Below are 24,435 nucleotides of genomic sequence, written 5' to 3'. Positions count from 1 at the left end.
CCACACACTATGGTTTCACAAAGCGGAAAAGGCCTGAGAGATAGCAGTATCACCCGAGATCGCCTCCAGGACGCGGCCCGCCGTCGACGGGTCGTCGAGCAACGCGACGAGGATCGCGGCGACGTCCTGCCGGGGAATGGGTCCGCGTCCGGTGGCTTCGGCGATCAGGACCTTGCCGGTTCCCTCGTCGTTGGTGAGCTGCCCCGGCCGGAGGATCGTCCAGTCGAGATCGCGGGCGCGCAGATCGTCTTCGGCCGCTTTCTTGGCCTTGAGGTAGAGCCGGAAATCGTCCGGTACGTCCGCGGTCTCCCATTTGTCGGCGCCCATGGAGCCGACCTGGATGTGCCGCCGCACGCCCGCGCGCTCGGAGGCCGCCGCGAAGAGTTCCGCGGCGGCTCTGTCCACAGTGTCCTTGCGAGCGGTGCCGCTGCCGGGGCCCGCCCCGGCGGAGAAGATGGCGGCGTCGGCGCCGTCGAGTACCTGGGCGACGGCGTCCACATCGGACTTTTCCAGGTCGAGGACGACGGCTTCGGCGCCGACCGCTTCGAGGTCGGCGACGTGGTCGGGGTTGCGTACGATCCCCACCGCCTGATCACCGCGCTCGGCCAGGAGTTTCTCCAGCTTCAGCGCGATCTGCCCGTGTCCACCCGCAATGACGACTCGCATACGCCCGACGGTAGCGCGTTCAGTCCACTTCGGCAGGGAGCTCGGTGCCGCGCAGCAGCTGGTCGTAGACGATCTCGTTGACCAGGCGCGAGACCGGGTCCTCGTCCAGGATCATGCGCTCGTTGTGTCCCTCGAGGTCGAGGTCGGTCACCGCGTTGGGGTCGGCGGAGACGATGCCGAGCCCGTAGGCGCGGGCACGCGGCAGGCAGTTGCCGACGTAGTCTTCCGTCAGTACGGCTGGCGATGGGAGAACCATCGCGGCCTCGCCGTAACGTGCGAACGGGACCGCGGAGGCCATCGCGGTGCGCCAGTGCCGGGCGACCGCGAGGACGCCGATGATCTCGGCGGCCGGCGCGGGTGCGGTCGCGGCCAGCTCTGGCCAAGTCCAGGTGTCGACGGTGGCGCGATCGACGACGGGACCCATGCCCATCGCGATGCGCTCCGCGTGCACGTCGGTGCGGAGCCGGGCGACCACGCAGATCTTGCGGCCGAGCACGGTGGTCTCCGGCAAGACGATGCCGTTCCAGCCGAGCAGGGCCGCCGCCTTGCGCGAAAGCTCCTCGACGCTCGCGGGCAGTTCGATCGGCGGCACCACCCGGCTCGGCAGTGACCGGCTGCGCTTCGCGCCACCGGCGACCGTCGAGCTCTCCATGTTCGGTGTAGCCGCCACGTTCCGCCTCCTTCGAACCTGGTTTCCCAAGGGCTCTTCATCCCGTGCCACCTCGGTGGAAGCGGCACATGAACTGTCTAACAGGGCAGGAAGGCGGCGGCGCCGGACAACGGGAGTGGCTGCGATCGGCGGCGCCTTGTCATCGGTGACCGGTCGGTAGGCGGTCATCGGACTTCAGTCCGACCGTGCCGCCAACCGAGTGAGCGCGAGGTAAGTGGTGTTACCCGGCGTCTCCGAACGGTCACCGGTACGCGATGACCGCTACCGAACACCGGCGCGGCAAGCGAAGCAGCCCATTAGGCCATTCAGCCCAATGAATACTCATTCCACTGTGGACTTCGCAGGTCGATCAGGAGATCGTCGCGGTACTGAGGAGTTCCTCGACGCCCGGTGTCCGCCACTCGTCCATCACCACGATCTGCCTGTCCGCAAGGAACCAGATCCGCTGGGTCACTCGCGCCTCGCCGCTTCCGCCGGTCTGTCCACGAGGAACACACTGGATCGTCCACTCCTCGTAGGTCGCCGTCGACCCGCCCACCGGTGCGGTGGTGGAAACCGTCCGCACGGCGTCACCCTCTTGGCGGAGGTCCTTGCGCCCGGCGGCGTTGCAGGCCCGGCCGCCCGCGCTGCGCCGGTAGAAACCGCCCGGCCGGTACGGCGGTTGCTCGGCGGACTCCTGGGTGTTGTCCGTGAGGAGGACGTATTGGCAGTTGAAGTACTTCTTGGGATCCGGGCAGCCCGGGGCGACGATCACCTTCTCCAGCCCCTGCGAGACGGCGGTCCAGCCGTCGGGCAGGTGCAGGGTCAGCGCGCCGACCGGGACGTCGGTGCCTCCTTGCGCGGGCGGCGCGGACGAGGTCGCCTTCAGGGGTTTTCCGCCGGTCACGCCCGCGACGAGGTCTGGGTTCAGGAGATCGGCCAGCTTGTCGTAGGTCAGCGTGTAGTCCTGGACACTGCAGGCGGTGGCGAAGCCGAGCCTGTTGAGGTCGACGGTGACCTCGACGGCCGCGGGGGTGAACGTGAGCCACACCTTCCGGTCGTCGGTGAGGTCGATCGTCTTGAGGGGCTGGTACGGAAAGGTGCTGCTGATGGCACCGCACTGTTCCTTGTCGGGCCAGAGCAGTGCGGCGAGGGTCCGCAGTCCGTCGTCGGTGAACTTCCCGGGGGCGAACAGCTCGGCGGGGGTGAGCGCCTTGCCCGCTTTCAGGTCGATCGTCACCGCGTTCCGGCCGTTTCCCCAGGTCGAGTGGGGTTTGTTCTCGAGGTCGTGTGTGTAGCGCACCGAGAGGTACCGCTCGTTCTGCGAGCGCACCTCGGCCTTCGTGAGGAGCTTGTACGGGCCGCGTTCCGGCTCCAGCTTGGCGGCGCCCGGGCCGGTTTTGCGGTTCCACTCGTCGATCGGCGCGGTCAGTGCGTCGTTGACGCGTTTCAGCCAGGCTTGATCGGGCGAACCGGTCACCTCGGGGTTGTCCCCGCTGTACGGGAGATTCGTGCCGGGCACGGTTCCGCTTCGGGTCTTCATGGCGACCTTGAGCGCGACGGCCTGCTGAGTGGTCGGCGACGGCGGCGGGGTGCTCGGGTCGGCGAAGACGACGACCGAGCCGACCACGGCGGCGGCCGCCGCGGCGACCCCGACGGCGATCTTCAGCCCGGCCGCGATCCCGCCGGTCGACGCGGCGACCGCGCCCGTTCCGGCGGCGGCGACCCCGGGCGCGGCCGCGGTGCCGGCGCCGAGCAGGACCAACGGCGTCGCCGCGGCGAGCACGCCTGTCGCCTTCGCCAGCCGTGACCAGCCTTTGCGCTCCCACTCGTCGCCGTAGCCCGCACGGGCGACGCGTTCCAGTTCGCTGACGAACATAAGCGCGTCGACCGGCCGTTTCGACGGGTCCTTCGCCATCCCCAGCGCGACGAGTTCGTGCACCGGCTCGGGGACCTCGCCGAACGGGACGGGCGCGTGTTCGTGCAGCGTGCGGAGCACTTCGGTCTGTTCGGCCTCATACGGCCGGTGCCCGGCGACGCACTGGAAGAACACGCAGGTCGCGGCGTAGACGTCGGTCGCGGGCGTGGCCTGGCCACCTGCCCACTGCTCGGGCGCCATGTACGCGGGCGTGCCGACGGACGGGCCGCGTTCACCCGCCAGGACGGCGGTGCCGAAGTCGACCAGCTTGCTTTCGCCGGTGTCGGCGACGAGGACGTTGGCCGGTTTGTAATCCCGGTGGACGACGTTCACGGAGTGCGCCGCGGCCAGCCCGAGCAGCGAGCCTTTCAATACCGCGAGAGCGGCTTCGGGTTCGAGAGCGCCTTCAGCCTGGAGCACCGCGCGCAGCGAGACGCCGTTGATCGCCTCCATCACGATCGCCGCGCCCTGCGGCGTCTCGAAGAACTCGTGGAGACGGACGACGTGCGGGCTCGACACCCGGTGCAGCGCCAGCGCTTCCTGCCGGAAGGCGGCCAGATACGCCGGGTCCGCGGCGAAGCGGGAGAAGAGGTACTTGATCGCGACGACGTGGCCGGTGTTGTCCTGGCGCGCGAGCACCACGCGGCCGAAGGTGCCCGTGCCGAGCTGTTCCAGTTCGGTGAAGCCGGGCAGTCTCCACGCGTCACTCAGTTCCATCGGGCCTCTTCCAGAATCTTGTCGAGACCTGGAGTGTTCCACTCGTCGACGATCACGAGCTGCGTTTTCGGCAGGAACCAGACCCGCTGGGTGACGGTACCGCCGCCAGTGCACGTGAGCAGCCACTCCTCGTACGCGGCCTTCTTCGTCCCGACCGGGCGAAGCTCCTTCTTCTGCAGTACCGGTGACCCCTGAGTCTCCTCGGGTGCCCCGAGGGAATGACACGGCCGCGGGCCAGAGGACCGGTTGTACGGCTTGCCCGGTTCATACGCCGGAGTGGCCGGCTCGACCCGCGAGTTGTCGCTGAAGAGGACGCCCGCACAGTGGAACGGCTGCATGCCGCTGTTCGAGCACTGGTCGGCGGTCACCAGGTAGCGCTCGATGGGAGCGCTGGAGAGCAGCCACCATTTCTCCGGCGTGGTGATGGTGAAGGCGCCGACGTTGTCCTCTTTGGTCCGCTCGCCCTGCGTGCCGCCGGGCGCGAGGCCGAGGAGGTTCATCACCGCGGGGCTCAGCAGGTCGAGCAGGCGGGGGTATCCGACGGTGACCTCGGTCGGATCGCAGACGCGCGGGTAGCCGAGCGCGGTGCCGTAGACGTAGAAGCGCATTCCGTCGGAGGTCGGCGCCGCCTGCACGATGGAGTCGTAGTCGAAGGTGTAGCGCTCCGACATCGACGTCGCCGGGAGGTGCTCGGTCGAGTTCCGGCTGCCGGTGAGGCAGTCGCCCGGCTTCGCGGACTCGAGGAGCCGGTCTTCGAGCATCCGCATCCGCGCGGCGGTGCCGTCGACGTTGTCGAAGAGATGCGCGGTGGAGATCTGCTCGCCCTTCGTCAGGTCGATGACGATCGGGCGGACGCTGAACCCGCCGTGGTTGCCGAACTGGACGGAGTCGATCGAGCGTTTGTAGACGACCGAGAGCAGCTTGTCGTCCCGGCGCAGCACTTCGGCTTCGGTCTTCATATGCGGGATGTCGCCGTCGGGCTCCAGTTGTGCCTGGTAGCTGTCGGGCCAGAAGTTCTCGAGCCAGCCTTCGATCGGTGCCATCAGCGCCTTGTTGACCCGCTCTTCGGCGGACTTGTCCTTCAACCCGCTGATCCGGACGTACTTGCCGTTGTAGTCGAAGCCGTCGAACTTCTCGGTGCGGGTGAGGAGGTCGACCTGCATCGCGGCGACGGTCGTCGTCCGGGGTGGCGCGTCGTCACCGTCGGCGTTGACCACCACGACCGTACCGACGGCGGCCGCGGTGACGGCGGCGACCGCGGCGGTCACCTTGAGCCCGAGCGCGATCCCGCCGCCGGTGGTCGCCGCGACCCCGCCCGCCGCGCCGCCCGCGATGACCGGTGCGGCGGCGGTTCCGGCGCCGAGCAGGGCCAGCGGCGACAGGGCGACCAGGACACCGGCGCCCTTGGCGAGCCAGTGCCAGCCGTTGCGCTCCCAGTCTTCGCCGTACGCCTTCCTGGCGGACGACTCCAGTTCGGTGACGAACTCGGCCGCGCCGGACGGCCGCTGGGCGACGTCCTTCGCCATGCCGCGCGCGATGAGGTCGCGGACCGGTTCGGGCACTTCGCCGAACGGGATCGGGGCGTACTCGTGCAGCGTGCGCAGCACTTCGGTCTGTTCGGCCTGATAGGGCCGGTGTCCGGCGACACACTGGAAGAACACGCAGGTCGCGGCGTAGACGTCGGTCGCGGGGGTGGCGATGCCGCCGGACCACTGCTCGGGCGCCATGTACGCGGGCGTGCCCGCGGCGACACCGGTCTGCCCGGCGAGCACGGCGATGCCGAAGTCGACGAGTTTGCTCTGCCCCTCGGGGGTGACCAGGACGTTCGCCGGTTTGTAGTCGCGGTGGACGGTGCCGGCGACGTGCGCGCCGGCGAGGCCGAGCAGCGAGCCCTTGAGGATGGCCAGCGCGGCTTCGGGTTCGAGCTTCTCCTGGCGGCCGAGGATCTCTTTCAGGGAAATTCCGTGAACGGCTTCCATGATGATGGCGGCCCCTTGCGGGGTCTCCACGAACTGGTGCAGACGGGCGATGTGGGGCCCCGAAACGCGACTCAGGATCTGCGCCTCATGGCGGAATTCGGCCAGCCGCTGCGGGTCGGCCGCGAACCGCGCGTACAGGTATTTGATGGCCACGACCTGGGCGGATTCATCATGACGGGCCAGCACGACCCGGCCGAATCCGCCTTCGCCCAGCGACCCCAGCTCGGTGAAACCCGGCAAGGCCCAGTCGTCCACAGAGTCCTCCGTGATTCCCGATCGTGTTCCCTTGGAGGTGAGCTGCGCCGCAGCGGTTCCCCACCTTCCGGGTTTAGGGTTACCCGTCGGTCACTTAGCCCGTTGCGATGGAGGAACGATGCGTTCGCCGAAGGATTTCTTCGCCCCGCTCGCCGTGGGGGCGCCGGAACCGCTCCGCCAGATCCCAGTGCCTCCTTCGCGGATGATCCACTTCTTCGACCCCAGCAACGAGAAGATGGCCGCCAAGGTCCCGGATCTTGCCAAGAAGGTCGACGTCCTGCTCGGCAACCTCGAGGACGCCGTACGCGCCGACCGCAAGGAAGCCGCGCGGAACGGGCTCGTCTCCATCGCGAAGTCGACCGACTTCGGCAAGACGCAGCTGTGGACCCGCGTCAACAGTCTCGACTCGCCGTGGGTGCTCGACGACCTGATCACGCTGGTCAGCGAGATCGGCGACAAACTCGACGTGATCATGGTGCCGAAGGTCGAAGGCGCGCAGGACATCCACTACGTCGACAGGCTGCTCGCACAGCTCGAAGCGCGGGCCGGGCTCACGAAACCGCTGCTGGTGCACGCGATCCTGGAGACCGCCAGCGGCGTCGCGAACGTCGAAGAGATCGCCGGCGCGAGCCCCCGGATGCAGGGCATCTCGCTCGGCCCGGCCGACCTCGCCGCGAGCCGCCGGATGAAGACCACCCGGGTGGGTGGCGGACACCCCGGTTACCTGGTGCGCACGGACCCGACCGGCGAAGACCTGAACGAGGGACGCACGACGTACCAGCAGGATCTGTGGCACTACACCGTCGCGCGGATGGTCGACGCCTGCGCGGCGAACGGGATCCTGCCGTACTACGGACCGTTCGGCGACATCCGCGACGTCGTGGCCTGTGAAGACCAGTTCCGCAACGCGTTCCTGCTCGGCTGTGTGGGCGCCTGGAGCCTGCACCCGGTGCAGATCGACATCGCGAAGAAGGTGTTCTCCCCCTCGCCCGAAGACGTCGCCTGGGCACGGCGCGTGATCGCCGCGATGGGTGACGGCACCGGTGCGGTGATGATCGACGGGAAGATGCAGGACGACGCCTCGGTGAAGCAGTGCCGGGTGGTCGCCGAACTCGCCGATGCCCTCGCCGCCGACGATCCTGAACTCGCCGCCGCGTACGACGCGGCCACGAAGGAGGCTTCCGAATGAATCCCCGGCGTTCCGTCCTCTACATGCCCGGCGCGAACGAAAGAGCGCTCGAAAAGGCCAAGACGCTGGACGCGGACGGCCTCATCCTCGACCTCGAAGACGCCGTCGCACCCGACGCGAAGGAAGCCGCACGTGAACGCGTTTGCGCCGCCGCTTCGTCGAAGGAGTACGGCTCGCGCGAGGTGACCATCCGCGTCAACGGCCTCGACACCGAATGGCACGACGCCGACCTCCGCGCCGCCGCGCAGGCGGGCCCGGACGCGATCGTGGTGCCGAAGGTGAACTCCGCCGCCGAAGTGCACAACATCGAGCGCGCGCTGGAACTCGGCGGCGCACCCGACCACACGAAGATCTGGGCGATGGTCGAAACCCCGGTCGCGATGCTGCACGCCGAGGAGATCGCCGCGGCGTCCGACCGCCTCACCGTGCTGGTCATGGGCACGAACGACCTGGCGAAGGAACTGCACGCCGAGTTCGTCCCCGGCCGCGCGCCGCTGCTCGGCGGACTCTCGCTCGCGCTGCTGGCCGCGCGAGCGACCGGCAAGGCGATCCTCGACGGCGTCTACAACGACGTGAAGGACCTCGAAGGCTTCGAGGCGGAATGCCTGCAAGGACGCCAGTTCGGCTTCGACGGCAAGACGCTGATCCACCCGGCGCAACTGGAGCCGTGCAACCGGATCTTCGCGCCGTCCGAGGAGGAGATCACGCGGTCACGCAAGATCATCGCGGCGTTCGAGGAGGCCACGGCGGCCGGTCAGGGCGTCGTGACCGTGGACGGGCGGATGATCGAGAACCTGCACGTGGACAACGCGCGGCGGATCCTGGCGCTGGCCGAGGCGATCGGCGGTTAGCCGGGACGGGCGGCCAACAGCCTCGTACACGAACTGTTGGCCGTGATGTAGGCGGCGACCTGCGGGGAGATGAGTGCGGCGAGGTTTTGGACGTCCTTCCAGTGACCCTGCAGGTCGACGGCCAGTAGTGGCTCATGGTGAGCGACCCGGTTGCGAAGCCTGTGCAACCGCTCGACGTGCTTGTCGACGTCACGGCGATCAGCACCGGCCCGAAAGGCCAGGTGCAGATAAGGAATCCACAGCGGGTCGTGATGACGTCTCGCGGACAGATATCGCCAGAAGCCGAAACTCAGCTCGGCGATCACCTTTCCCGGCGACGGTGGCGCACTCGCGGCACAGGGGCGTTTGACCTTCGGGGTCGCGTTCTTGATGGCTTCGGCCAGCAGCCTCCGGCTCGTCTCGTTGACGTCGTACCGCGTACCGTTCGCCGCCTTCTGCCACCGCGACGGGAAGATCGCCGTCGCCTGGAAGACCCAGTGTGGCTTCCCTGCCGCGACGGCGTGGCCCAATGCCCGGTCATAGGCGTTGCGCAAGGCCACTTCCAGATGGGACAGGTCGTGATGGAATGCCGCGGATACCGCCGTGTTCCATTCGTACAACCGCACGGCCAGCACTCGGTCTTGGTCAGCCGCTTGCAAGTAGACCGCGAACCTCGGCCTCGACAGCCAGGCATCGATCCAATCCCCCGCGCGAGCGCTGGTCACTCTGGTGGCTCCTCTGCTAAGCTGGCCGACGAATAGCCCCGGATGGCCCCTGACCTTTGGTCATGTCACCGGGGCTTTGATCTTTCTGTTGCCGGTCGGCAAAGCAACGTTCCTCGCGATCGCAATCAGGTGCCGAATCGCGCGATGGGACGCCCAGGGCCGCTGGCGATCGCGGACCTGGGCGTCGAGGGCCTGAAGGCGCAGTGCCCGCACTTGGCCGCCTGGCTTGCTGAACTCGACTCCAGGGCCTGACGCAATTAGTCCTCTAGTTGCGGTGCTTGCGCGTGCAACTACCGCAACTAGAGGACGAATTGCGGAGTGGGGTCAGGGCCAGGGGCGTGGAGTGGGGCGAAGGGTTTCGTAGGCGGCAGCGGCGCGGAGGACGTCGAGGTCGGCGAAGCGGCGGCCGCTGATCTGGAGGCCGATGGGCTGGTCGTCGCTGGTGTAGCCGCAGTTGATCGAGACCGCGGGCTGGCCGGACATGTTGTACGGCACGGTGAACGCGATGTGCTCGAACGGGCGGCGCGGGTCGTTGGTCGGCGAGGGCCAGTCGGCGGGTGGGGCCGACACCGGGCAGGTCGGTGACAGGACGACGTCGAAGCGTTCGGTCGCGCGCAGGGTCGCGACGGCGATGGCGTCGATCTGTGCGAAGCCGCGGTAGGCGTCGACGCCGCTGACGTCGGCGCCGCCGGCGGCCCAGTCGGCGATGTACGGCAGGACCTTCGAGCGGCGTTCCTCGGGCAGGGACGACATGTCCGACCAGGCGCGGACGCGCCAGAAGGTGTCGAGTCCGTCGAGCATTTCGCGGCGCAGGAACGGCGAAACCTCTTCCACCACGGCACCGGCGCTCTCGAACAGCCGCGCGGCTTCGGTGACCGCCGCGAGGATGCCGGGCGAGACCGGGAGTCCGACACCAGGATCGAGATGCAGCCCGATCCGCAAGCCCTCGACCTCGCCCGGCAGGGAAGCCCAGTCGACCGGCGAGGGCGGCAGCGAAAGGTGATCGCGACCGTCCACACCGGACAGAACGCCCATCAGCAACGCGGTGTCGGCCACGGTCCGCGTCATCGGTCCGGCGACGCGGCCGAGGAACGGCGGATCCACCGGCACCCGGCCGAAACTCGGCTTCAGCCCGACCAGGCCGCACCAGCCGGCGGGCAGCCGGATCGAGCCGCCGATGTCGGTGCCGACGTGCAGCGGGCCGTAGCCCGCGGCGGCCGCCGAACCGGCACCGGCGCTGGAACCGCCGGGTGTGCGCGTGGTGTCCCACGGATTCCGCGACGCGGTGTGGAAACTCGACAGCCCGGACGTCAGCATCCCGTAGTCCGGCATGGTCGTCTTGCCCAGCAGGACCCCGCCGGACTCGCGCACGCGAGCGCCCGCCGGGGCGTCTTCGGGCGCGGGCGTCAGCGCCGTGGCGGCCGTGCCGAGCGGAACCGGAGTGCCGCGGGTCGCGATGTTCTCCTTGAGCGTCAAGGGAACGCCGTCGATGGGGCCGAGCGGTTCCCCGGCGTGCCAACGGCTTTCGGACGCCTTCGCGTCTTCGCGCGCGCCACTCGGGTCGTACGCGTAGAGCGCGTGCAGCTCGGGTTCGCGCGCCTCGACGCGGGCGATGACCGCTTCGGTGACTTCGACCGGCGACAACGTCCCGGCGCGGTACTGCGCGACCAGTTCGACGGCGGTCAGATCAGGCAACTCCGGCACGGACAGGCTCCTCACGTCGCGGGCGGTTCGAAGCGGCCGTCGACCGCGGTCCAGCCGCCGTCCACCGCCAGCACGGAGCCGGTCACGAACGACGACGCGTCCGAAGCCAGGTAGACGACGGCGCCCGCGAGTTCGTCCGGACGCGCCCAACGGCCGAGGGCGCCCTTGGTCGCATACGCGTCGTACCAGGCCGGATTCGCTTTGATCTGGGCTGTCAGCGGAGTCTCGACGACGCCGGGCGCGATCGCGTTGACCCGCACCCCGGCCGGGCCGAACTCCGCCGCGGCCGTGCGGAACAGCTGCACCAGCCCGGCTTTCGTCGCCGCGTACGGCCCTTGCCCCGGCTCGACGGTGGTGCCGCGGATCGACGAGAACCCGATGATGCTCCCCCGTCCGCGTTCGACCATCCCGGCGCCGAACGCGCGGACGACCTCGAAGGTCGCGCCGAGGTTCAGCGCGATCACCCGGTCGAATTCCTCGCGCGTGTACTCCAGCAGCCGTTTGCGCACGTTGGTCGCGGCGGTCAGCACGACGACGTCGATCTCGCCGAGTTCCGCCGCCGCCCGCGCGGCGGCACCGTCGGAGAGCAGGTCGATCTCGTACGCCTCGCCAACGCCGGTTTCCTTGGCGGCGGCGACATCGCGGTCCGCGACGATCACCTCGGCGCCGTGCGCGGCCAAGGCTTTAGCCGCTTCGCGACCGATCCCGCTGCCACCGCCGAGGACGACGGCTCGCTTTCCGTCGAGCCGGAACAGGTTTTCGTAGCTCACGGGCGCAGCACCGCCATCCTCGTCACGGTCAGTTCTTCGACCGCGAACCGCGGCCCTTCCCGCCCGATACCGGAGTCCTTCACGCCGCCGTACGGCATGGTGTCGGACCGGAAACCGGGCACCTCGTTGACCACCACACCGCCGACTTCGAGTTCGTCGAGCGCGCGGAACGCCGTCTTCAAGGACGTGCTGAACACCGAGGCGTGCAGGCCGTACCGCGACGCGTTGACCGCGTCGAACGCTTCGTCCACAGAGGACACAGTGCGGACGCAAACCACCGGGCCGAAGATCTCCTCGTCCCAGCATTCGAGGCCGTCGGGCACGTCGAGCAGCACCGCCGGACGCAGCACCGTGCCTTCCACACCGCCGCCGACCAGCCGCGCACCGGCCGAAGTCGCTTTGTCGACCCACTCCTGGACGCGCCTGGTCGAGCCCGGGTCGATCAGCGCCGATACCCGCGTCTTCTCGTCTCGGGGGTCACCGATGACGACCTCGTCGAGCCGCGCGAGCACCCGTTCGGTGAACTCTTGGGCGACGGCTTCGACGACCAGAACGCGTTGCACCGAAATGCACGCCTGCCCGGACGCGTAGAACCCGCCGCGCAGCACGGCGTCCACGGCCGCGTCGAGATCGGCGTCCTCGGCGACCACCAGTGCTGCGTTGGAGCCCAGCTCCAGCAACGTCTTCGTGGGTGCGGCGTCGCGGGCGATCCGATGTCCGACCAGCGCGGATCCGGTGAACGACACCGCGCCGACCCGCCGGTCGGTGACCAGCGCCGAGCCGACGGCCGCGTCGCCGGTGACCAGCTGGACCATCGCGGGCAGGTCGGTCAGCGAGCGCACCAGATGCACGAGCCACAACGTCGCCAGCGGGGTCTGCGGCGCGGGTTTCACCACCACCGGGCAGCCCGCGGCGATGGCGGGCGCGATCTTGTGCGACGCCAGGAGCAGCGGATAGTTGAACCCGGCGATGCCGACCACGACGCCGATCGGCTTGCGTTTCCAGAACCCGACCAGCCCGTCGCCGGACGGCAGCAGGTCGAGCGGCACGGTCTCGCCGTGCAGCCGCGAGACCTCCTCGGCGGCGGCCTGCCAGGTGACGATCGTGCGCGCGACCTCGACCCGGCAGTCGACCAGCGGCTTGCCCGTTTCGAGAACGAGAAGCTGCTCGAATTCGGAGCGCCGGGCTTCCAGTGCGGCGGCGACGTCGTTCAGGAGCGAACGCCGGGTGCGCGACGGCAGGGCCGCGACCTGCTTGAACGCCGCGACGGCCTCGTCGATCGCACGCGTGGCCAGCTCCGGCGTCCCGACCGGCGCCCGGCCGATCTCGCTCCCGTCGTACGGGAAGTCCACCGACGAGTAGTCCACAGTGGACACCCAGCCGTCACCGATCGGCAGTCCCTCGGGGTATTCAGCCATCGTCCCCTCCCCTCAACCGCGCCAGTTCGGCCCGCAGATTCGGCGCGGCCGCCAGCAGTTCCCTGGTGTACTCGTGTTCCGGCGCGTCGTAGACCTGGTCGACGTCGCCGATTTCGACGATCTCGCCGCGCCGCATCACCGCGACCCGGTCGCAGACGTGCCGCACCACGCCGAGGTCGTGCGAGACGAAGATCAGCGTCAGCGAGTACAGCTCGACCAGCGACGCGAGCAGGTCGAGGATCTGTTTTCGCGCGGAGACGTCGAGCGCGCTCACCGGTTCGTCCGCGATGAGGACGCTCGGGTTCGGCGCGAGCGCCCGCGCGATCGAGATGCGTTGCCGTTGCCCGCCGGAGAACTGGTGCGGATAGCGGCCGGCGGCGTCTTCGGGCAGGCCGACCGCTTTCAGCAGCTCCGAAACCCGCGCGGGATCCCGGCGGCCCAACGGTTCTGAGATGATGTCGCGCACCCGCATCCGCGGATCGAGCGAACCCATCGGGTCCTGGAAGACGATCTGCAGTTCCGACCGCAGGAAGCCGAGTTCGCGTTCGGGCAGGGTGTCGATGCGCTTTCCCTGGAACGAGACGCTGCCCGCGGTCGGCTTGTCGAGCGCGGCAAGCAGCCGGACCAAAGTGGACTTTCCCGAACCCGACTCGCCGACGATGCCGAACCGTTGACCAGCCTCGACGTCGAACGAGACTCCGCGCAGCGCATGCACATCTCGCCGTGTGTAGCGGCGTTCCAAGTCTCTGACCGAAATCATCATCGGCTCGCCTCCAAATCCGAAGCGGCCAACAGCTTCTTCGTGTAGTCGTGCTGGGGCGCGGTCAGCACCTCGCGGGTGGTGCCGGCTTCGACGATCTCGCCGTCCAGCATCACCAGCACCCGCTCGCACACCGACGCCACGACGGCGAGGTCGTGCGTGATGAACAGCAGCGCGCTTTCCCGCTCCCGGACGCCGTCGAGGATCAGCTCCAGGATCTGCGCCTGCACGGTGACGTCGAGCGCCGTCGTCGGCTCGTCGCAGATCAGCAGCTTCGGATCGTTGGCCAGCGCGATCGCGAGGACGACGCGTTGCCGCTGCCCGCCGGACAGTTGATGCGGATACGCACGAGCGACACCGGGCAACCCCACGGAAGCCAGCAAAGCCTCGGGATCCTTCCCGCCGTTTCGATGGATCCGCATCGGTTCGGCCACCTGCGCGCCGACCCGCATCGCCGGGTTCAGCGCGGTCATCGGTTCCTGGAACACCATCGACATCTCGTTGCCTCGCAGCCGCGACAGGTCCTTCTCCGGCGCGCCCAGCAGTTCGCGGCCGTCGAGTTTCACCGATCCGGACGCGGCGAGTTCGTCGGGTAGCAGCCCCATGATCGACAGCGCTGTCAACGACTTCCCGGAACCCGACTCGCCGATCAGCCCGACCCGCTCACCACGCGCGATGCCGAACGAGACACCGCGGACCAGACCGGAGATGCCGAGACCGTGGACTTCGAGAGTCATAGCCGCGCCGCCAATCGGGGATCGAGACGATCGCGGAGGCCGTCACCGAGCAGATTGAAACCGAGGACGGCGATGGCGATGGCGACGCCGGGCACGAGCGCGAGCCGCGGGTGCAGGGTCAGGAACATCTGCGATTCCTGCAGCATCCGGCCCCACGACGGCGTCGGCGGCCGCGTGCCGAAGCCGAGGAACGACAGCGCCGCTTCCGCGAGCACGGCGATCGCGAACGACACCGACGCCTGCACGATCAGCAGCCCGGAGATGTTCGGCAGCACGTGCCGCGCCGCGATGTTCGGCCGCGAACGTCCGGCCGACCGCGCGGCCAGCACGAACTCGCTGCTCATCACCTGCAGCGTCCCCGACCGCGCGATCCGCGCGAACGACGGGATGGTCGCGATGCCGATCGCCACCATCGCGGTCAGCGTGTTCGCCCCGAACACCGCGCCGAACATGATCGCCAGCAGCAACGCGGGAAACGCGAGCACGAGATCGTTGACCCGCATGACGAACTCGCCGAGCCAGCGCGACGACATCCCGGCGAGGATGCCCAGCGGTGTCCCGATCAGCGCGGCGATCCCGACCGCGACCACGCCGACGTACAGCGTCGTCCGCGCGCCGACCATGAGCTGGCTGAGCACGTCGCGGCCGAAGCTGTCCGTGCCCAGCGGGTTCGAGCCGCTGAAGTCGTGGAGGCGGTTGGCCGCGTCGACCTTCACCGGGTCGAACGGCGTCCACACGAACGAAAGCAGTGCGGCCAGCACGATCAGCGCGACGAGCACACCGCCGATGACGAGAGTGCGGTTACGCATCAGGAACCCCGCAATCTCGGGTCGAGCACCGTGTAGAGGACGTCGACCACGAAGTTCACCAGCAGCACACCCACCACCAGGACCAGCACGATCCCCTGCACGGACAGCAGATCCCGGGACGCCACCGAGTCGAGCAGCATGCTGCCGAGACCCGGCAGGACGAAGACGCGCTCGACGACGACGGCGCCGATCAGGAGGGTCGCCAGTTGCAGGCCGAGCACCGTCACCACCGGCACGGCCGCGTTGCGCAGACCGTGCCGGAACAGCGCTTGGAACGGCCGGAGCCCCTTGGACCTCGCCGTGCGCAGGTAGTCCTGCCCGAGCGTGTCGAGTACGGCGGACCGGACATACCGCGTGAGCACGGCACCCTGAACGAGTCCCAGCGACATGGCGGGCAGGACGAGGCCGCGGAGGAACTCGCCGGGATCCTGCACCGGCGGCGTCCACCCACCGGACGGCAGCCAGCGCAACTGCACCGCGAAGATCTGCACCAGGATGATGCCGGCGAGGAACGCGGGGATCGCGACGCCGAGCTGCGAGAGGCCGGAAACCGCGGCGCCGCCGGCCTTCCGATGCCGCACCGCGGCGAACGTCCCGGCCGGGACGGCGATCAGCAACGCCACCAGCATCCCGGCCCCGACCAGCCACAACGTCACGCCGAGCCGGTCGGCCAGCGCGGGCCCGATCTCCTCGCGCGTGACGTACGAGCGGCCGAAGTCGCCTTGCAGGACACCGCCGATCCAGTCGAAGTACTGCGTCACCAACGGCCGGTCGATACCGAATTCGGCGCGGGTCTTCGCGACCAGTTCCGGCGTCGCGTTGACGCCGAGCGCGACCTGCGCCGGATCGCCCGGCAGCACGGCCATGAACAGGAACACCACGATGGACGCGACCAGCACGCTGGCCACCAGGATCCCCAGGCGGCGGAGCACCTTGACCGTCATCGCGGCGCCAATCCCGTGAGATCGAAGGACTCGCTGACCTGGTTGCGGACGAACCCGGTCACCTTGTTCTTCGCCACGATCACGTTGGGGAACAGGAAGAGCCAGTCCGCGGCGGCGTCTTCGGACAGGCGCCGCGCGACCTGCCGCATCGCGTCGGCCTGCTCCTGAGGCGTTCCGGCGTCGGCCTTCGCCAGGTTCTGCTGGACGGGTTTGCTGTCGTAACCCCAGTAGTACTTCGGCCTGCCGAAGGTGACGATGTCGCGCGCCTCGACGTGCTGGATGATCGACAGGTCGTAGTCGCGATCGGTGAAGACCTGCTTGAGCCACACCGCCGGGAAGTCCAGCGGCTCGATCGTCACCGTGACCCCGACGTCCGCCAGTTGCGACGCGACCACCTGCGCGGCCGACACCGCGTACGGCAGGTTGGGAATCCTCAGCCGCAGCGACGGATTCGGTTGCCCCGCTTCGGCGAGCAGCGCTTTCGCCTTCGCGGGGTCGAACGGGTACGCGTTCGAAAGGTCCTCGTACCAGGGATCCGTCGGCGGGACCATGCTGCCGATGAGCGTGCCGCGGCCGGCCCAAGCCGTGTCCAGCAAAGCCTTCCGGTCGATGGCGTACGACAGCGCCCGTCGGACGCGGACGTCGTTCAGCGGCGGGCGCGAGTTGTTGAACGCGAGCGTGACCTCGCTGTTCGTCGTGCCTTCGACGACGGTGAACCGGTCGTCACTCTGGAACTGCGGGATCGAATCCGGCACGGTGATCGCGGAGATGACATCGATCCCGTTGCTGAGCAAGGCGTTGTTGAGCGCCGTCGGATCCTTGATGTACTTGAGGACCACCGTGGAGTACGCCGGTTTCCGGCCCCAGTACGCGGGATTCTCCTTGAGCACGATGGAATCGCCGCGCCTGCGCGAGGACACCGTGTACGGCCCGGTGCCGACCGGTTTGTTCGCCAGATCCGCGACACCGGTCGGGCTGAACATCGCGCCGAGGCGGCTGGTGAGGCTGAACAGCCAGCCGTTGCTGGGTTTCGTGAGCACGACCCGCGCGTGGTCGGGCGCGACGACGTCGACCCGATCGACGACGTCCATTGTGGACTTGATCGACACCGTCCAGCCGGTCTTCACGCGCATCAGCGAGAACTTGACGTCTTCGGCGGTGAACGGAGCGCCGTTGCTGAACTTCGCGTTCTTCCGGAGCTTGAAGTCGTAGGTCTTGCGGTCTTCCGAGACCGTCCACGATTCGGCCAGCAGCGGCACGATCTTCGCGTCCGCGTCGAGTTTCACCAGGCCCTCGTAGACGTTGTAGAGCAAGGCCTGCGGGATGGCGGCGCCGTCGGTGCGGGTGAAGTCGAAGTTCGCGGGTTCGGCGGTGTACCCGACGGCGAGCGTCCCGGGATCCTTGGCGATCGTGGCACTCGAACCGGCGGAGCACCCGGACGTGACCAGCAGCAGAGCTAGCGCCGCCGCGTGAATCCGGGCTTTCATCCTGCCCCCTAGCCGGTAGACTGGTCTGACCAGTAAACCAGACGAGACGGCAGGGTCAAGATGGAATTCGAGCCGGTCGCCCCTGTCCGCGCGTACCAGCGTGTCGTCGAACAGATCGAGGAAGCCGTGTTCAGCGGCCGGATCAAACCCGGCGACCGGCTGCCGAGCGAACGCGAACTGATGGTGCAGCTCGACGTCGGCCGCTCGACCGTGCGGGAAGCGCTGCGTGTGCTGCAGGCGGCGGAAATGATCCGCTCGCGGCCCGGCGATCCGCGCGGCCCCGAAGTGCTGGCCGCCTCGCCCGCCGCGTTGCACCGGTCGATGCACCGGCTCGCGCGCGCCGACCACCTCGGCCTGTCCGAGCTGTTGCAGTTCCGCATGGTCCTCGACGGTTCCGCACATCTGCTCGCCGCGCAGCTCAGGACCGAAGACCATCTCGCCGAACTGGACACGGCGCTCGCGGCGATGCGCGCGGGCGTCACGGAGGGTTTCGCCGAGTTCTCCCACGCGGACGTCGCGTTCCACGAGGCCATCGCCCGCGCGACGGGGAATCCGCTGCTGGTGATCAGCGGCGAGGTCGTCCGCGGCGTCGTGCTGGAGCTCATCGAAGACAAACTGGAGCACGCCGACGACCGGACGGCGTTGATGCGCAACTGGCTGGCGCATCACGAAGAAGTACTGGGAGCGATCAGGGATTCCGACGGCGAGCGCGCGTCAAGGCTGGCGAAGCAGGCGCTGTACGACAACTACGCCGAGTACGTCCCCGAAGAGCAACGTCGCCTCTTGCGGCCGCTGCTTGCTTGACCGCCTCTACACTCGCTCAGGTGGGGGATACCGAGAAGCCTTCAACAGCCCGTCAGGGTGTCGGTCTCGCGCTGTCCGGCGGCGGCTACCGCGCGATGTTGTTCCACACCGGCGCCCTGTGGCGGCTCAACGAACTCGGCTGGCTGTCGAAGATCTCGACGTTCTCGAGCGTCTCGGGCGGCTCGATCGCCGCGGGCGTGCTCGCGCACGCGTGGTCGGACCTGAAGTTCGAAAACGGTGCCGCGAACAACTTCTACGACGAGGTCGTCGCGCCGGTCCGGAACCTCGCGCGCACCCGGCTCGACATCCCGGTCACCTTGCTGGCCATGGCGATTCCCTGGCGGAGCGCCGGTGAGGAACTCGCGCGGGTGTACGCGAAACACCTGTTCGGCGACTGCTGCCTCAAGGACATCGACCCCGGCGGTCCGCAGTTCGTCTTCACCGCGACGAACCTCCAGGACGGCGCGCAGTGGTGGTTCTTCCGGCAGAACGGGCCGCACGGGAACATCCCGCTCGCGACCGCGGTCGCCGCTTCTTCGGCGTTCCCGCCGATGCTTTCGCCCGTCGTGATCCAGGACCCGCATTCGGACGACCGGAAACGCAAGATCGTGCTGAGCGACGCCGGCGTCTACGACAACCTCGGCCTGGACCCGGTCGAAGGGCACGCGACGGTGCTGGTCAGCGACGCGGGCAAGCGGATGAAGGTCACGCGGAAGGTCAACCGCGACTGGGGCAGGCAGCTGCTGCGCGTCCTCGACGTGATCGACAACCAGGTGCGCGAGCTACGGCGCGGCGCGCTGCTCAAGTCCTATGTGGAGAAGGATTTCAGCGGCGCCTACTGGGGCTCCTACGTCGACCTCGAGAACTTCGAGCTCAAGGATTCGCTGAGTGCGCCCGTGGATCTCACGCACAAGCTGGCGGAGACGCCGACGCGCCTGACGAAGCTGCCGGAAGTGCTGCAGGAGCGGCTGATCAACTGGGGTTACGCGGCCTGCGACGCCGGGATGCGGAAGTGGGTCGACGGCGAAGCGGCCGCTCCCGCCGGGTTTCCGTTCCCGGCCGCAGGCCTGGGTTGATCTCGTCCTCCCGATGCAATGAAAGGCCCCTTCATTGCAAAATTTGCGATGAAGGGGCCTTTCATTGCAGTCGTCAGGCGACGAGATTCGCGTAGACGATCACGTTGTCCTTATAACTGTATAGCTGTGCTCTTCCTTGTCGAAGACATCGACGAGCCGACGTCGCCGGGCACCGGGGAAAGCCGGTACCAAGCGGCCTGCACCGGTGTCTTCGCCGACGGATCGGTTGCGTTGCGGACCCGGCAACCCGAAGGTCACGATCAGAACACCAGGAACAGGGCCACGGCGAGGGAGACCGCGCCGAGGAGTCCCGCGAAGAACAGCCAGAGCTTCGGCGACGTCCGGTTCCGCACGGCCCGGCCGCCGCCCACCACCGCGATCAGGAGCCCGAGGCCGAACCCGATCGCGGGCAGGAAGGTGGCGAAGGTCCGGTTTTCCGCGTCACACGCCCAGATCCCGTCGTTCGGGCAGGGCGACGCCGCGAATTCGGCCAGCAACCCCGCCGCGACGATCGCGAGGAAGCCGAGCACCAGGAGCCAGAACAGGCCCCACAGCAATTGACCGAGCCGCCGAGGCGGTTTCGTTTCCTCCACGTGCTCAGGTTAAGGCGCTAACCCAGTGCCGAGGCCAGATCCCTCCAGAGATCTTCCGGGTCTTCGAGCCCGACGCTGAACCGGACGAGCCCGGCGGGCACGTGGGCGTCGCCTGCCAGCCAAGCCCGGCGCTCGACCAGGCTCTCCACCCCGCCGAGGCTGGTGGCCGCGCGGATCAGCCGCAACGACCCGATGACCTTGTCCGCGGTCTCCGCGTCGGGGAGTTCGAACGCGATCATCGTGCCGGTGCCGGGATACCGCACCCGGGTGATCGCGGGGTGGTCGACCAGCCGCGCCGCGAGGAGTGCGGCCGTGCGGGTCTGCTCGGCCAGGCGGACCGGCAGGGTCCGCAACCCGCGCAGGGCCAGCCACGCTTCGAGCGCGCCCGGCGTCGCGCCCAACCTGGTGCGCGCGTCGCGGAGGTCCTTCGCGACGCCTTCGTCGGCCGCGATGGTCAGGCCGAGCAGCAGATCGCTGTGGCCGCCGATGAGTTTCGTCGCGCTGTGCACGACGATGTCGGCGCCGAGGTCCAGCGGCCGCTGGCCGAGCGGGGTGGCGAACGTGTTGTCCACGGCGACCAGGCCGTTCGCGGCGGCGGCGATCGTCTCGATGTCGATGACGTCGAGCGTCGGGTTGGTCGGCGATTCGAGCCAGAGCAGGTCGGCGTCCGCGGCCGCGACCCAGGCGGCCGTGTCGTCCGGCGCGATCTCGGTCACCACCAGGCGGCCGGTGCGCTGCGCGTGGGCGAGCAGGCCACGCGATCCCGCGTAGGAGAACGTCGGGACGCAGACCTTCGCGCCGACCGGCAGGGTGTCGACGACGGCGCTGAGCGTCGCGATCCCCGAGGCGAACGCGGTGGCGTGCCCGCCTTCCAGCGCGCCGATCGCGGCTTCGAGTGCCTCCCAGGTCGGAGTGCCGTCCTCCCGCGAATACGCGCGGTCGGCGCCGGCGTCGAAGGTGCTCGCCGCGACGATCGGCACGTTCAGCGGTTCGCCGGGACCCTCCGGTCGTCCGGCGGCGACGGCGAGGGTGCGGGGTGACCAGTCGTTCGTGTCCACCCCGCCACCGTAAACCTTCGCCTCGCTAGTGCGCGTACACCTCGAACTCGTAGAGGGAGTAGCCGTACTTCGTGCCGCGCTGGACACCGGCCATCCGGACATTCCGGGCGTCCACGGCTTCGAAGGCGACGTTGTCCTGCCCGCCGTTTCCGTCCACTATGGACGCCACGTCGCGCCAGTTCGTCCCGTCGGCCGAAACCTGCACCTGGTACGCCTTGCCGTACGCGGATTCCCAGTGCAGGACGACCCGGGAGACGCGCCGCACCGAACCGAGGTCGACGGTGATCGACTGGTTGTCGCTCCAGTCGCTCGCCCAGCGCGTCGAGAGGTCGACGTCGACGGCGTTGGACGGCGGCGAGTTGTACCAGCCCGTTTCGTGGCTGGTCGCGCTCACCGAGCGGCCGGTGGCGAGGTTGGCGATGTCGTCGCCGCGTTTCGCCGGGAACTCCACGACCTGCTGGAACGTCGGCCGGTTCTGGGTGCTCATCTTGTCCTGCGTGATGCCGCCGAGCGCGCGGTGGATGATCGTGTCGGCGCACCACTGGTCGCCCGCGGCGCAGTCGCCGTCACCGGGATAGACGGTGCCGGCCGGCTGCGCGGCCGCCTGCGTCAGCGAGTCGAGCAGCACCTGGCGGCAGGTGTTCACGTCGCCGCCACCGCAGTACTTCACGGCGAGCGGGCCTGCCACGTTCTGCCCGAGGACCGAACGGATGTCCTTGTGCACATAGCCCCACCAGCCCGCCTGGTACGACGAACCCGCGTGTCCCTGGCCGACGTGCTTGCCGGGGACCTCGTTCTGCCAGCCGGAAGGCGACTCGTTGATCTTCAGCACACCGACCATCGCGGCGTAGGCGGCGTCACCCATGCCGGGTTTGAACTGGGCGTTGACCAGCAGCGGCCACCAGGCGTCCATGATGCGGATCGCGTCGGCGTTCGCGTACGCCTTGCTGCCGGGCGCGGTCTCCGAACGCAGGCCGCCCGCCGCGAGCCAGGTCTTCAGCTTCGCCACCGCGTCCGCGGCCGGACCGGTCACCGGCGCCTTGTCGATCACCTTGAACAGTTCCGGCAGCACCTTCTCCGCGCGGAGGTCGGCCATCGCCGCCTCCTCCATGGCCTGCGTGAGGTTCACGCGGGTCACCCTGGTGCCGCTGGAGATCATCTTTTTGACCCGCGCGTCGATCAGGTCACCGCGGTGCACGGAACTCTTGTCCGCGCCACTGGCCGCGTAACCGTTGGTCTGCGCGTTGTTCCAGCTGATGTAGTAGTCCTGGTTGATCGACTGCGGATGTTGCGAGGACGGCGTGTAGTTCGCGAGGTTTCCGTCGGGATTCCAGCCCTGCCAATCGAATCCGGCGTCGCCCTTCACCGGCATGGCCGGGTCGACGTTCGGATCGCGGACCGGGTTCGAGCCGGAGTTGAAGTACGCGACGTCGCGTGAGTCGGCGTAGAACCAGTTGTAGGTCTGGTTCACGTCGGCCGCCGCGGCCTGGAAGTCCTGCGCGGACTTGATCGCGTCCGGATCGTTGAACTTCTGGAAGCCGATGATCGTGTCGATCTCGTGCTGGAAGGTCGACCGCAGCGACGCGTACGCGACCGGCTTGCCGCCGGCCAGCGCCCGGCTCGTCACCGGCCCGTACTTGGTGCGGAAGCTGCGCAGCGTGTACGAACCCGCCGCCGTCCCGTCGGCGACGGTGGGCTTCCAGGCGTTCTTGCGCTCGACGATCTCGAACGGCAGGCACTGGCCGCGGAACCGGTAGAAGTTGGAGTTCTTCGTCGGCGCGGACCCGTTCTGCTCGCACAGTTCGACGGCGTAGGTGTCGGTGATGTCCTGCGACGCCGAGGTCGCGCTCCACGAGTAGTCCTTGCCGCGACCGAGCAGCACGTACATGCTGATGCCCGCGAACGAGGCACCGCGGGCGCTGATGCCCGGGCCCTGGAGTTCTTGCAGCATCAGCAGTTGCGGCGCGAAGTAACCGGCCTGCGGGCCGAAGACCGCGACCGGGTGACCGCTCGCGGTCTTGGCACCGGAGACGACCAGCGCGTTGGACATGCCGTGCTTCTCCGACAGCAGGTTGCCGGGCAGGACGCCGTCGTCGAAGATGCCGCGAACGGCCTTCTGGTCCTCGGGTGCGGGAACGGCCACCTTGGCGGGCGTCGCCGTCCCGGCGGAACCGGTCGGGTCGAAGACCAGCTGCTGCCCGGTGACCGAACCCTTGTCCGGCATCGCGGCGCCCTGCGGATTCGACGGCGCCTTGCCGTAGTCGAAAGTCTGTCCATTGTGGAGGGTCTTGACGGTCTCGGGGTCGTCCTCGGACCGGAGGCTCTTCCAGACCTTGTCGCCCTGCTCGAGACCGTACTTCTCCTGCATCGCCATCTTCGCGATGGCGTTCTGCACCTCGCCGCCACCACCCGCGCCGAACTGCGCCCCGACGACGGCGGCCAGCACGACGAGGTCGGTCAGCTTGAACGGCTCGATCGTCCCGGCGTTCGTGATCGCGTCGACGTGCCCGGTGAGCACGTACTCGCCGGGGAAGTAGCGGCCGCCGTGCGCGTCGGCGATGTACTTGTTGACACCCTGGACGTAGGCCTCGGCGTCGGCCTTGCCCTGCGCGCCACGCGGGCCACTCGCCGCGGCGTTGTCGATCTGCTTCTGCAGTTCCTGTTCGGTGTACGGCGCCGACGAGAAGAAACTCTGCTCGAGTTCGCGGTTGCCCTGGGCGCCACCGGCGAACGAGGTCAGCTGGCCGCGGCCGACGCGGCGCATGATGTCCATCAGCCACAACCGGTCCTGCGCGGCGGCGTACCCGGCGCCGTACATCGTGCCCGGCCGCGTGGTGCCGACGACGCGGGGAACGCCGGTCGCCTTGTCGCGGGTGATCGTCACGTCCGAACGCGGTTTGATCGTGCTCTCGACCTGACCGGACTGGACGCCGAAGGAGGCGTCGTTGAAGAACTGGTTGATCTTGTCCGTGGTCAGCGTCTTGTAACCGTCGGCGAGCGAGGCGTATCTGCCGAGCTGATCGGCCGAATGCGGGGGGCGGGTGCCGAGCGCCTTGTGCGCCAGGATCTCGGCGAGCGTCGCGTTCCCCTTGGTGCCGGGCGGCAGGATGTCGGCGCACTGGCCGCCGCAGTAGTCGTCGAGCGCCGTCGCGACCACGGAGTTCTGTGGTGCCTCCGCCGCGTTCGCCTGCAGTGCCGGAACGGTGCCCGCCACCAGCGTCAGCCCCGCCAGCGTCGTCAAGACCCGTATGCCTCGTCGCATGAAAGACCTCCGTCGTCGGAGAGTGACGAGGCGCACACTACCCACGGGTATCCGAATTTGTGAAGAGTTTTCGCGTTCTTGCCAC

Annotated in this window: 20 protein-coding genes; 4 read left to right on the top strand and 16 right to left on the bottom strand. The window is 68.6% G+C overall.

Annotated elements, in window-relative coordinates; genetic code table 11:
* Positions 1-15: 15 nt before the first annotated feature.
* From ACIHAO_RS02780 to ACIHAO_RS02765, 4 genes are all read right to left on the bottom strand, one after another.
* The gene (locus ACIHAO_RS02780) at positions 16-666 is read right to left on the bottom strand and encodes an SDR family oxidoreductase (RefSeq protein WP_396554434.1); all 651 of its coding nucleotides are present in this window, start codon (positions 664-666) and stop codon (positions 16-18) included.
* Between the two features lie 19 nt (positions 667-685).
* Positions 686-1,336: a hypothetical protein gene (locus ACIHAO_RS02775; protein ID WP_125781667.1), complete on the bottom strand. Its 651-nt coding sequence runs from the start codon at positions 1,334-1,336 to the stop codon at positions 686-688.
* 349 nt (positions 1,337-1,685) lie between these two features.
* Entirely contained in the window at positions 1,686-3,950 is a 2,265-nt protein-coding gene (locus tag ACIHAO_RS02770; protein ID WP_396554433.1) for a serine/threonine-protein kinase, read from the bottom strand.
* Positions 3,941-6,184 carry a protein kinase gene (locus ACIHAO_RS02765; RefSeq protein ID WP_396554432.1) on the bottom strand — a complete coding sequence of 748 codons (2,244 nt, stop codon included), beginning with the start codon at positions 6,182-6,184 and terminating at the stop codon, positions 3,941-3,943. Before ACIHAO_RS02765 ends, ACIHAO_RS02770 begins: the two co-directional genes overlap by 10 nt.
* A gap of 118 nt (positions 6,185-6,302) precedes the next feature.
* Between ACIHAO_RS02765 and ACIHAO_RS02760 the strand changes: the two genes are divergently transcribed.
* Positions 6,303-7,373, top strand: coding sequence for an HpcH/HpaI aldolase/citrate lyase family protein (locus ACIHAO_RS02760; protein WP_396554431.1), 1,071 nt, complete (start codon positions 6,303-6,305; stop codon positions 7,371-7,373).
* Positions 7,370-8,224, top strand: coding sequence for an HpcH/HpaI aldolase/citrate lyase family protein (locus ACIHAO_RS02755; protein WP_396554430.1), 855 nt, complete (start codon positions 7,370-7,372; stop codon positions 8,222-8,224). Before ACIHAO_RS02760 ends, ACIHAO_RS02755 begins: the two co-directional genes overlap by 4 nt.
* On the opposite strand, the gene ACIHAO_RS02750 is transcribed toward ACIHAO_RS02755, so the two are convergent.
* The 9 genes from ACIHAO_RS02750 to ACIHAO_RS02710 form a co-directional block, all read right to left on the bottom strand.
* Complete coding sequence (locus tag ACIHAO_RS02750) at positions 8,221-8,928, bottom strand: hypothetical protein (RefSeq protein WP_396554429.1); 708 nt, start codon at positions 8,926-8,928, stop codon at positions 8,221-8,223. The two genes, ACIHAO_RS02755 and ACIHAO_RS02750, sit on opposite strands and share 4 nt — an antisense overlap.
* 324 nt (positions 8,929-9,252) lie before the next feature.
* Positions 9,253-10,632, bottom strand: coding sequence for an amidase (locus ACIHAO_RS02745; RefSeq protein WP_396554428.1), 1,380 nt, complete (start codon positions 10,630-10,632; stop codon positions 9,253-9,255).
* 11 nt (positions 10,633-10,643) lie between these two features.
* Entirely contained in the window at positions 10,644-11,402 is a 759-nt protein-coding gene (locus ACIHAO_RS02740) for an SDR family NAD(P)-dependent oxidoreductase (RefSeq protein WP_396554427.1), read from the bottom strand.
* Positions 11,399-12,820 (bottom strand): aldehyde dehydrogenase family protein, encoded by a 1,422-nt coding sequence (locus tag ACIHAO_RS02735; RefSeq protein ID WP_396554426.1) that lies wholly within the window; start codon positions 12,818-12,820, stop codon positions 11,399-11,401. The genes ACIHAO_RS02740 and ACIHAO_RS02735 overlap by 4 nt, the downstream gene beginning before the upstream one ends.
* Positions 12,813-13,583: an ABC transporter ATP-binding protein gene (locus ACIHAO_RS02730; RefSeq protein WP_396554425.1), complete on the bottom strand. Its 771-nt coding sequence runs from the start codon at positions 13,581-13,583 to the stop codon at positions 12,813-12,815. The genes ACIHAO_RS02735 and ACIHAO_RS02730 overlap by 8 nt, the downstream gene beginning before the upstream one ends.
* Positions 13,580-14,317 (bottom strand): ATP-binding cassette domain-containing protein, encoded by a 738-nt coding sequence (locus ACIHAO_RS02725; RefSeq protein WP_396554424.1) that lies wholly within the window; start codon positions 14,315-14,317, stop codon positions 13,580-13,582. Before ACIHAO_RS02725 ends, ACIHAO_RS02730 begins: the two co-directional genes overlap by 4 nt.
* Positions 14,314-15,126: an ABC transporter permease gene (locus tag ACIHAO_RS02720; RefSeq protein WP_396554423.1), complete on the bottom strand. Its 813-nt coding sequence runs from the start codon at positions 15,124-15,126 to the stop codon at positions 14,314-14,316. Before ACIHAO_RS02720 ends, ACIHAO_RS02725 begins: the two co-directional genes overlap by 4 nt.
* The gene (locus ACIHAO_RS02715) at positions 15,126-16,070 is read right to left on the bottom strand and encodes an ABC transporter permease (RefSeq protein ID WP_396554422.1); all 945 of its coding nucleotides are present in this window, start codon (positions 16,068-16,070) and stop codon (positions 15,126-15,128) included. Before ACIHAO_RS02715 ends, ACIHAO_RS02720 begins: the two co-directional genes overlap by 1 nt.
* Entirely contained in the window at positions 16,067-17,557 is a 1,491-nt protein-coding gene (locus ACIHAO_RS02710; protein WP_396554421.1) for an ABC transporter substrate-binding protein, read from the bottom strand. Before ACIHAO_RS02710 ends, ACIHAO_RS02715 begins: the two co-directional genes overlap by 4 nt.
* A gap of 60 nt (positions 17,558-17,617) precedes the next feature.
* Between ACIHAO_RS02710 and ACIHAO_RS02705 the strand changes: the two genes are divergently transcribed.
* Complete coding sequence (locus ACIHAO_RS02705) at positions 17,618-18,361, top strand: FadR/GntR family transcriptional regulator (RefSeq protein ID WP_396554420.1); 744 nt, start codon at positions 17,618-17,620, stop codon at positions 18,359-18,361.
* Between the two features lie 20 nt (positions 18,362-18,381).
* Positions 18,382-19,437 carry a patatin-like phospholipase family protein gene (locus ACIHAO_RS02700; RefSeq protein ID WP_396554419.1) on the top strand — a complete coding sequence of 352 codons (1,056 nt, stop codon included), beginning with the start codon at positions 18,382-18,384 and terminating at the stop codon, positions 19,435-19,437.
* A gap of 260 nt (positions 19,438-19,697) precedes the next feature.
* On the opposite strand, the gene ACIHAO_RS02695 is transcribed toward ACIHAO_RS02700, so the two are convergent.
* Genes ACIHAO_RS02695 through ACIHAO_RS02685 form a run of 3 tightly spaced genes read right to left on the bottom strand, consistent with a single transcriptional unit; the run spans position 19,698 to position 24,350 of the window.
* Positions 19,698-20,030, bottom strand: a complete 333-nt coding sequence (locus ACIHAO_RS02695) for a hypothetical protein (RefSeq protein WP_125790642.1) — start codon at positions 20,028-20,030, stop codon at positions 19,698-19,700.
* 17 nt (positions 20,031-20,047) lie between these two features.
* Positions 20,048-21,088 (bottom strand): trans-sulfuration enzyme family protein, encoded by a 1,041-nt coding sequence (locus ACIHAO_RS02690; protein ID WP_396554418.1) that lies wholly within the window; start codon positions 21,086-21,088, stop codon positions 20,048-20,050.
* A 25-nt stretch (positions 21,089-21,113) separates the two neighbouring features.
* A complete protein-coding gene (locus ACIHAO_RS02685) occupies positions 21,114-24,350 on the bottom strand; it encodes a penicillin acylase family protein (RefSeq protein ID WP_396554417.1) in 3,237 nt (1,078 codons plus the stop codon).
* Positions 24,351-24,435 lie beyond the last annotated feature (85 nt).

It is taken from the genome of Amycolatopsis sp. NPDC052450, assembly GCF_044547565.1.
In the GTDB taxonomy this organism is placed as follows: Bacteria; Actinomycetota; Actinomycetes; order Mycobacteriales; family Pseudonocardiaceae; genus Amycolatopsis.
Note: the sequence above shows the minus strand (reverse complement) of the source record. Positions and strands in the feature narration are given on the sequence as shown.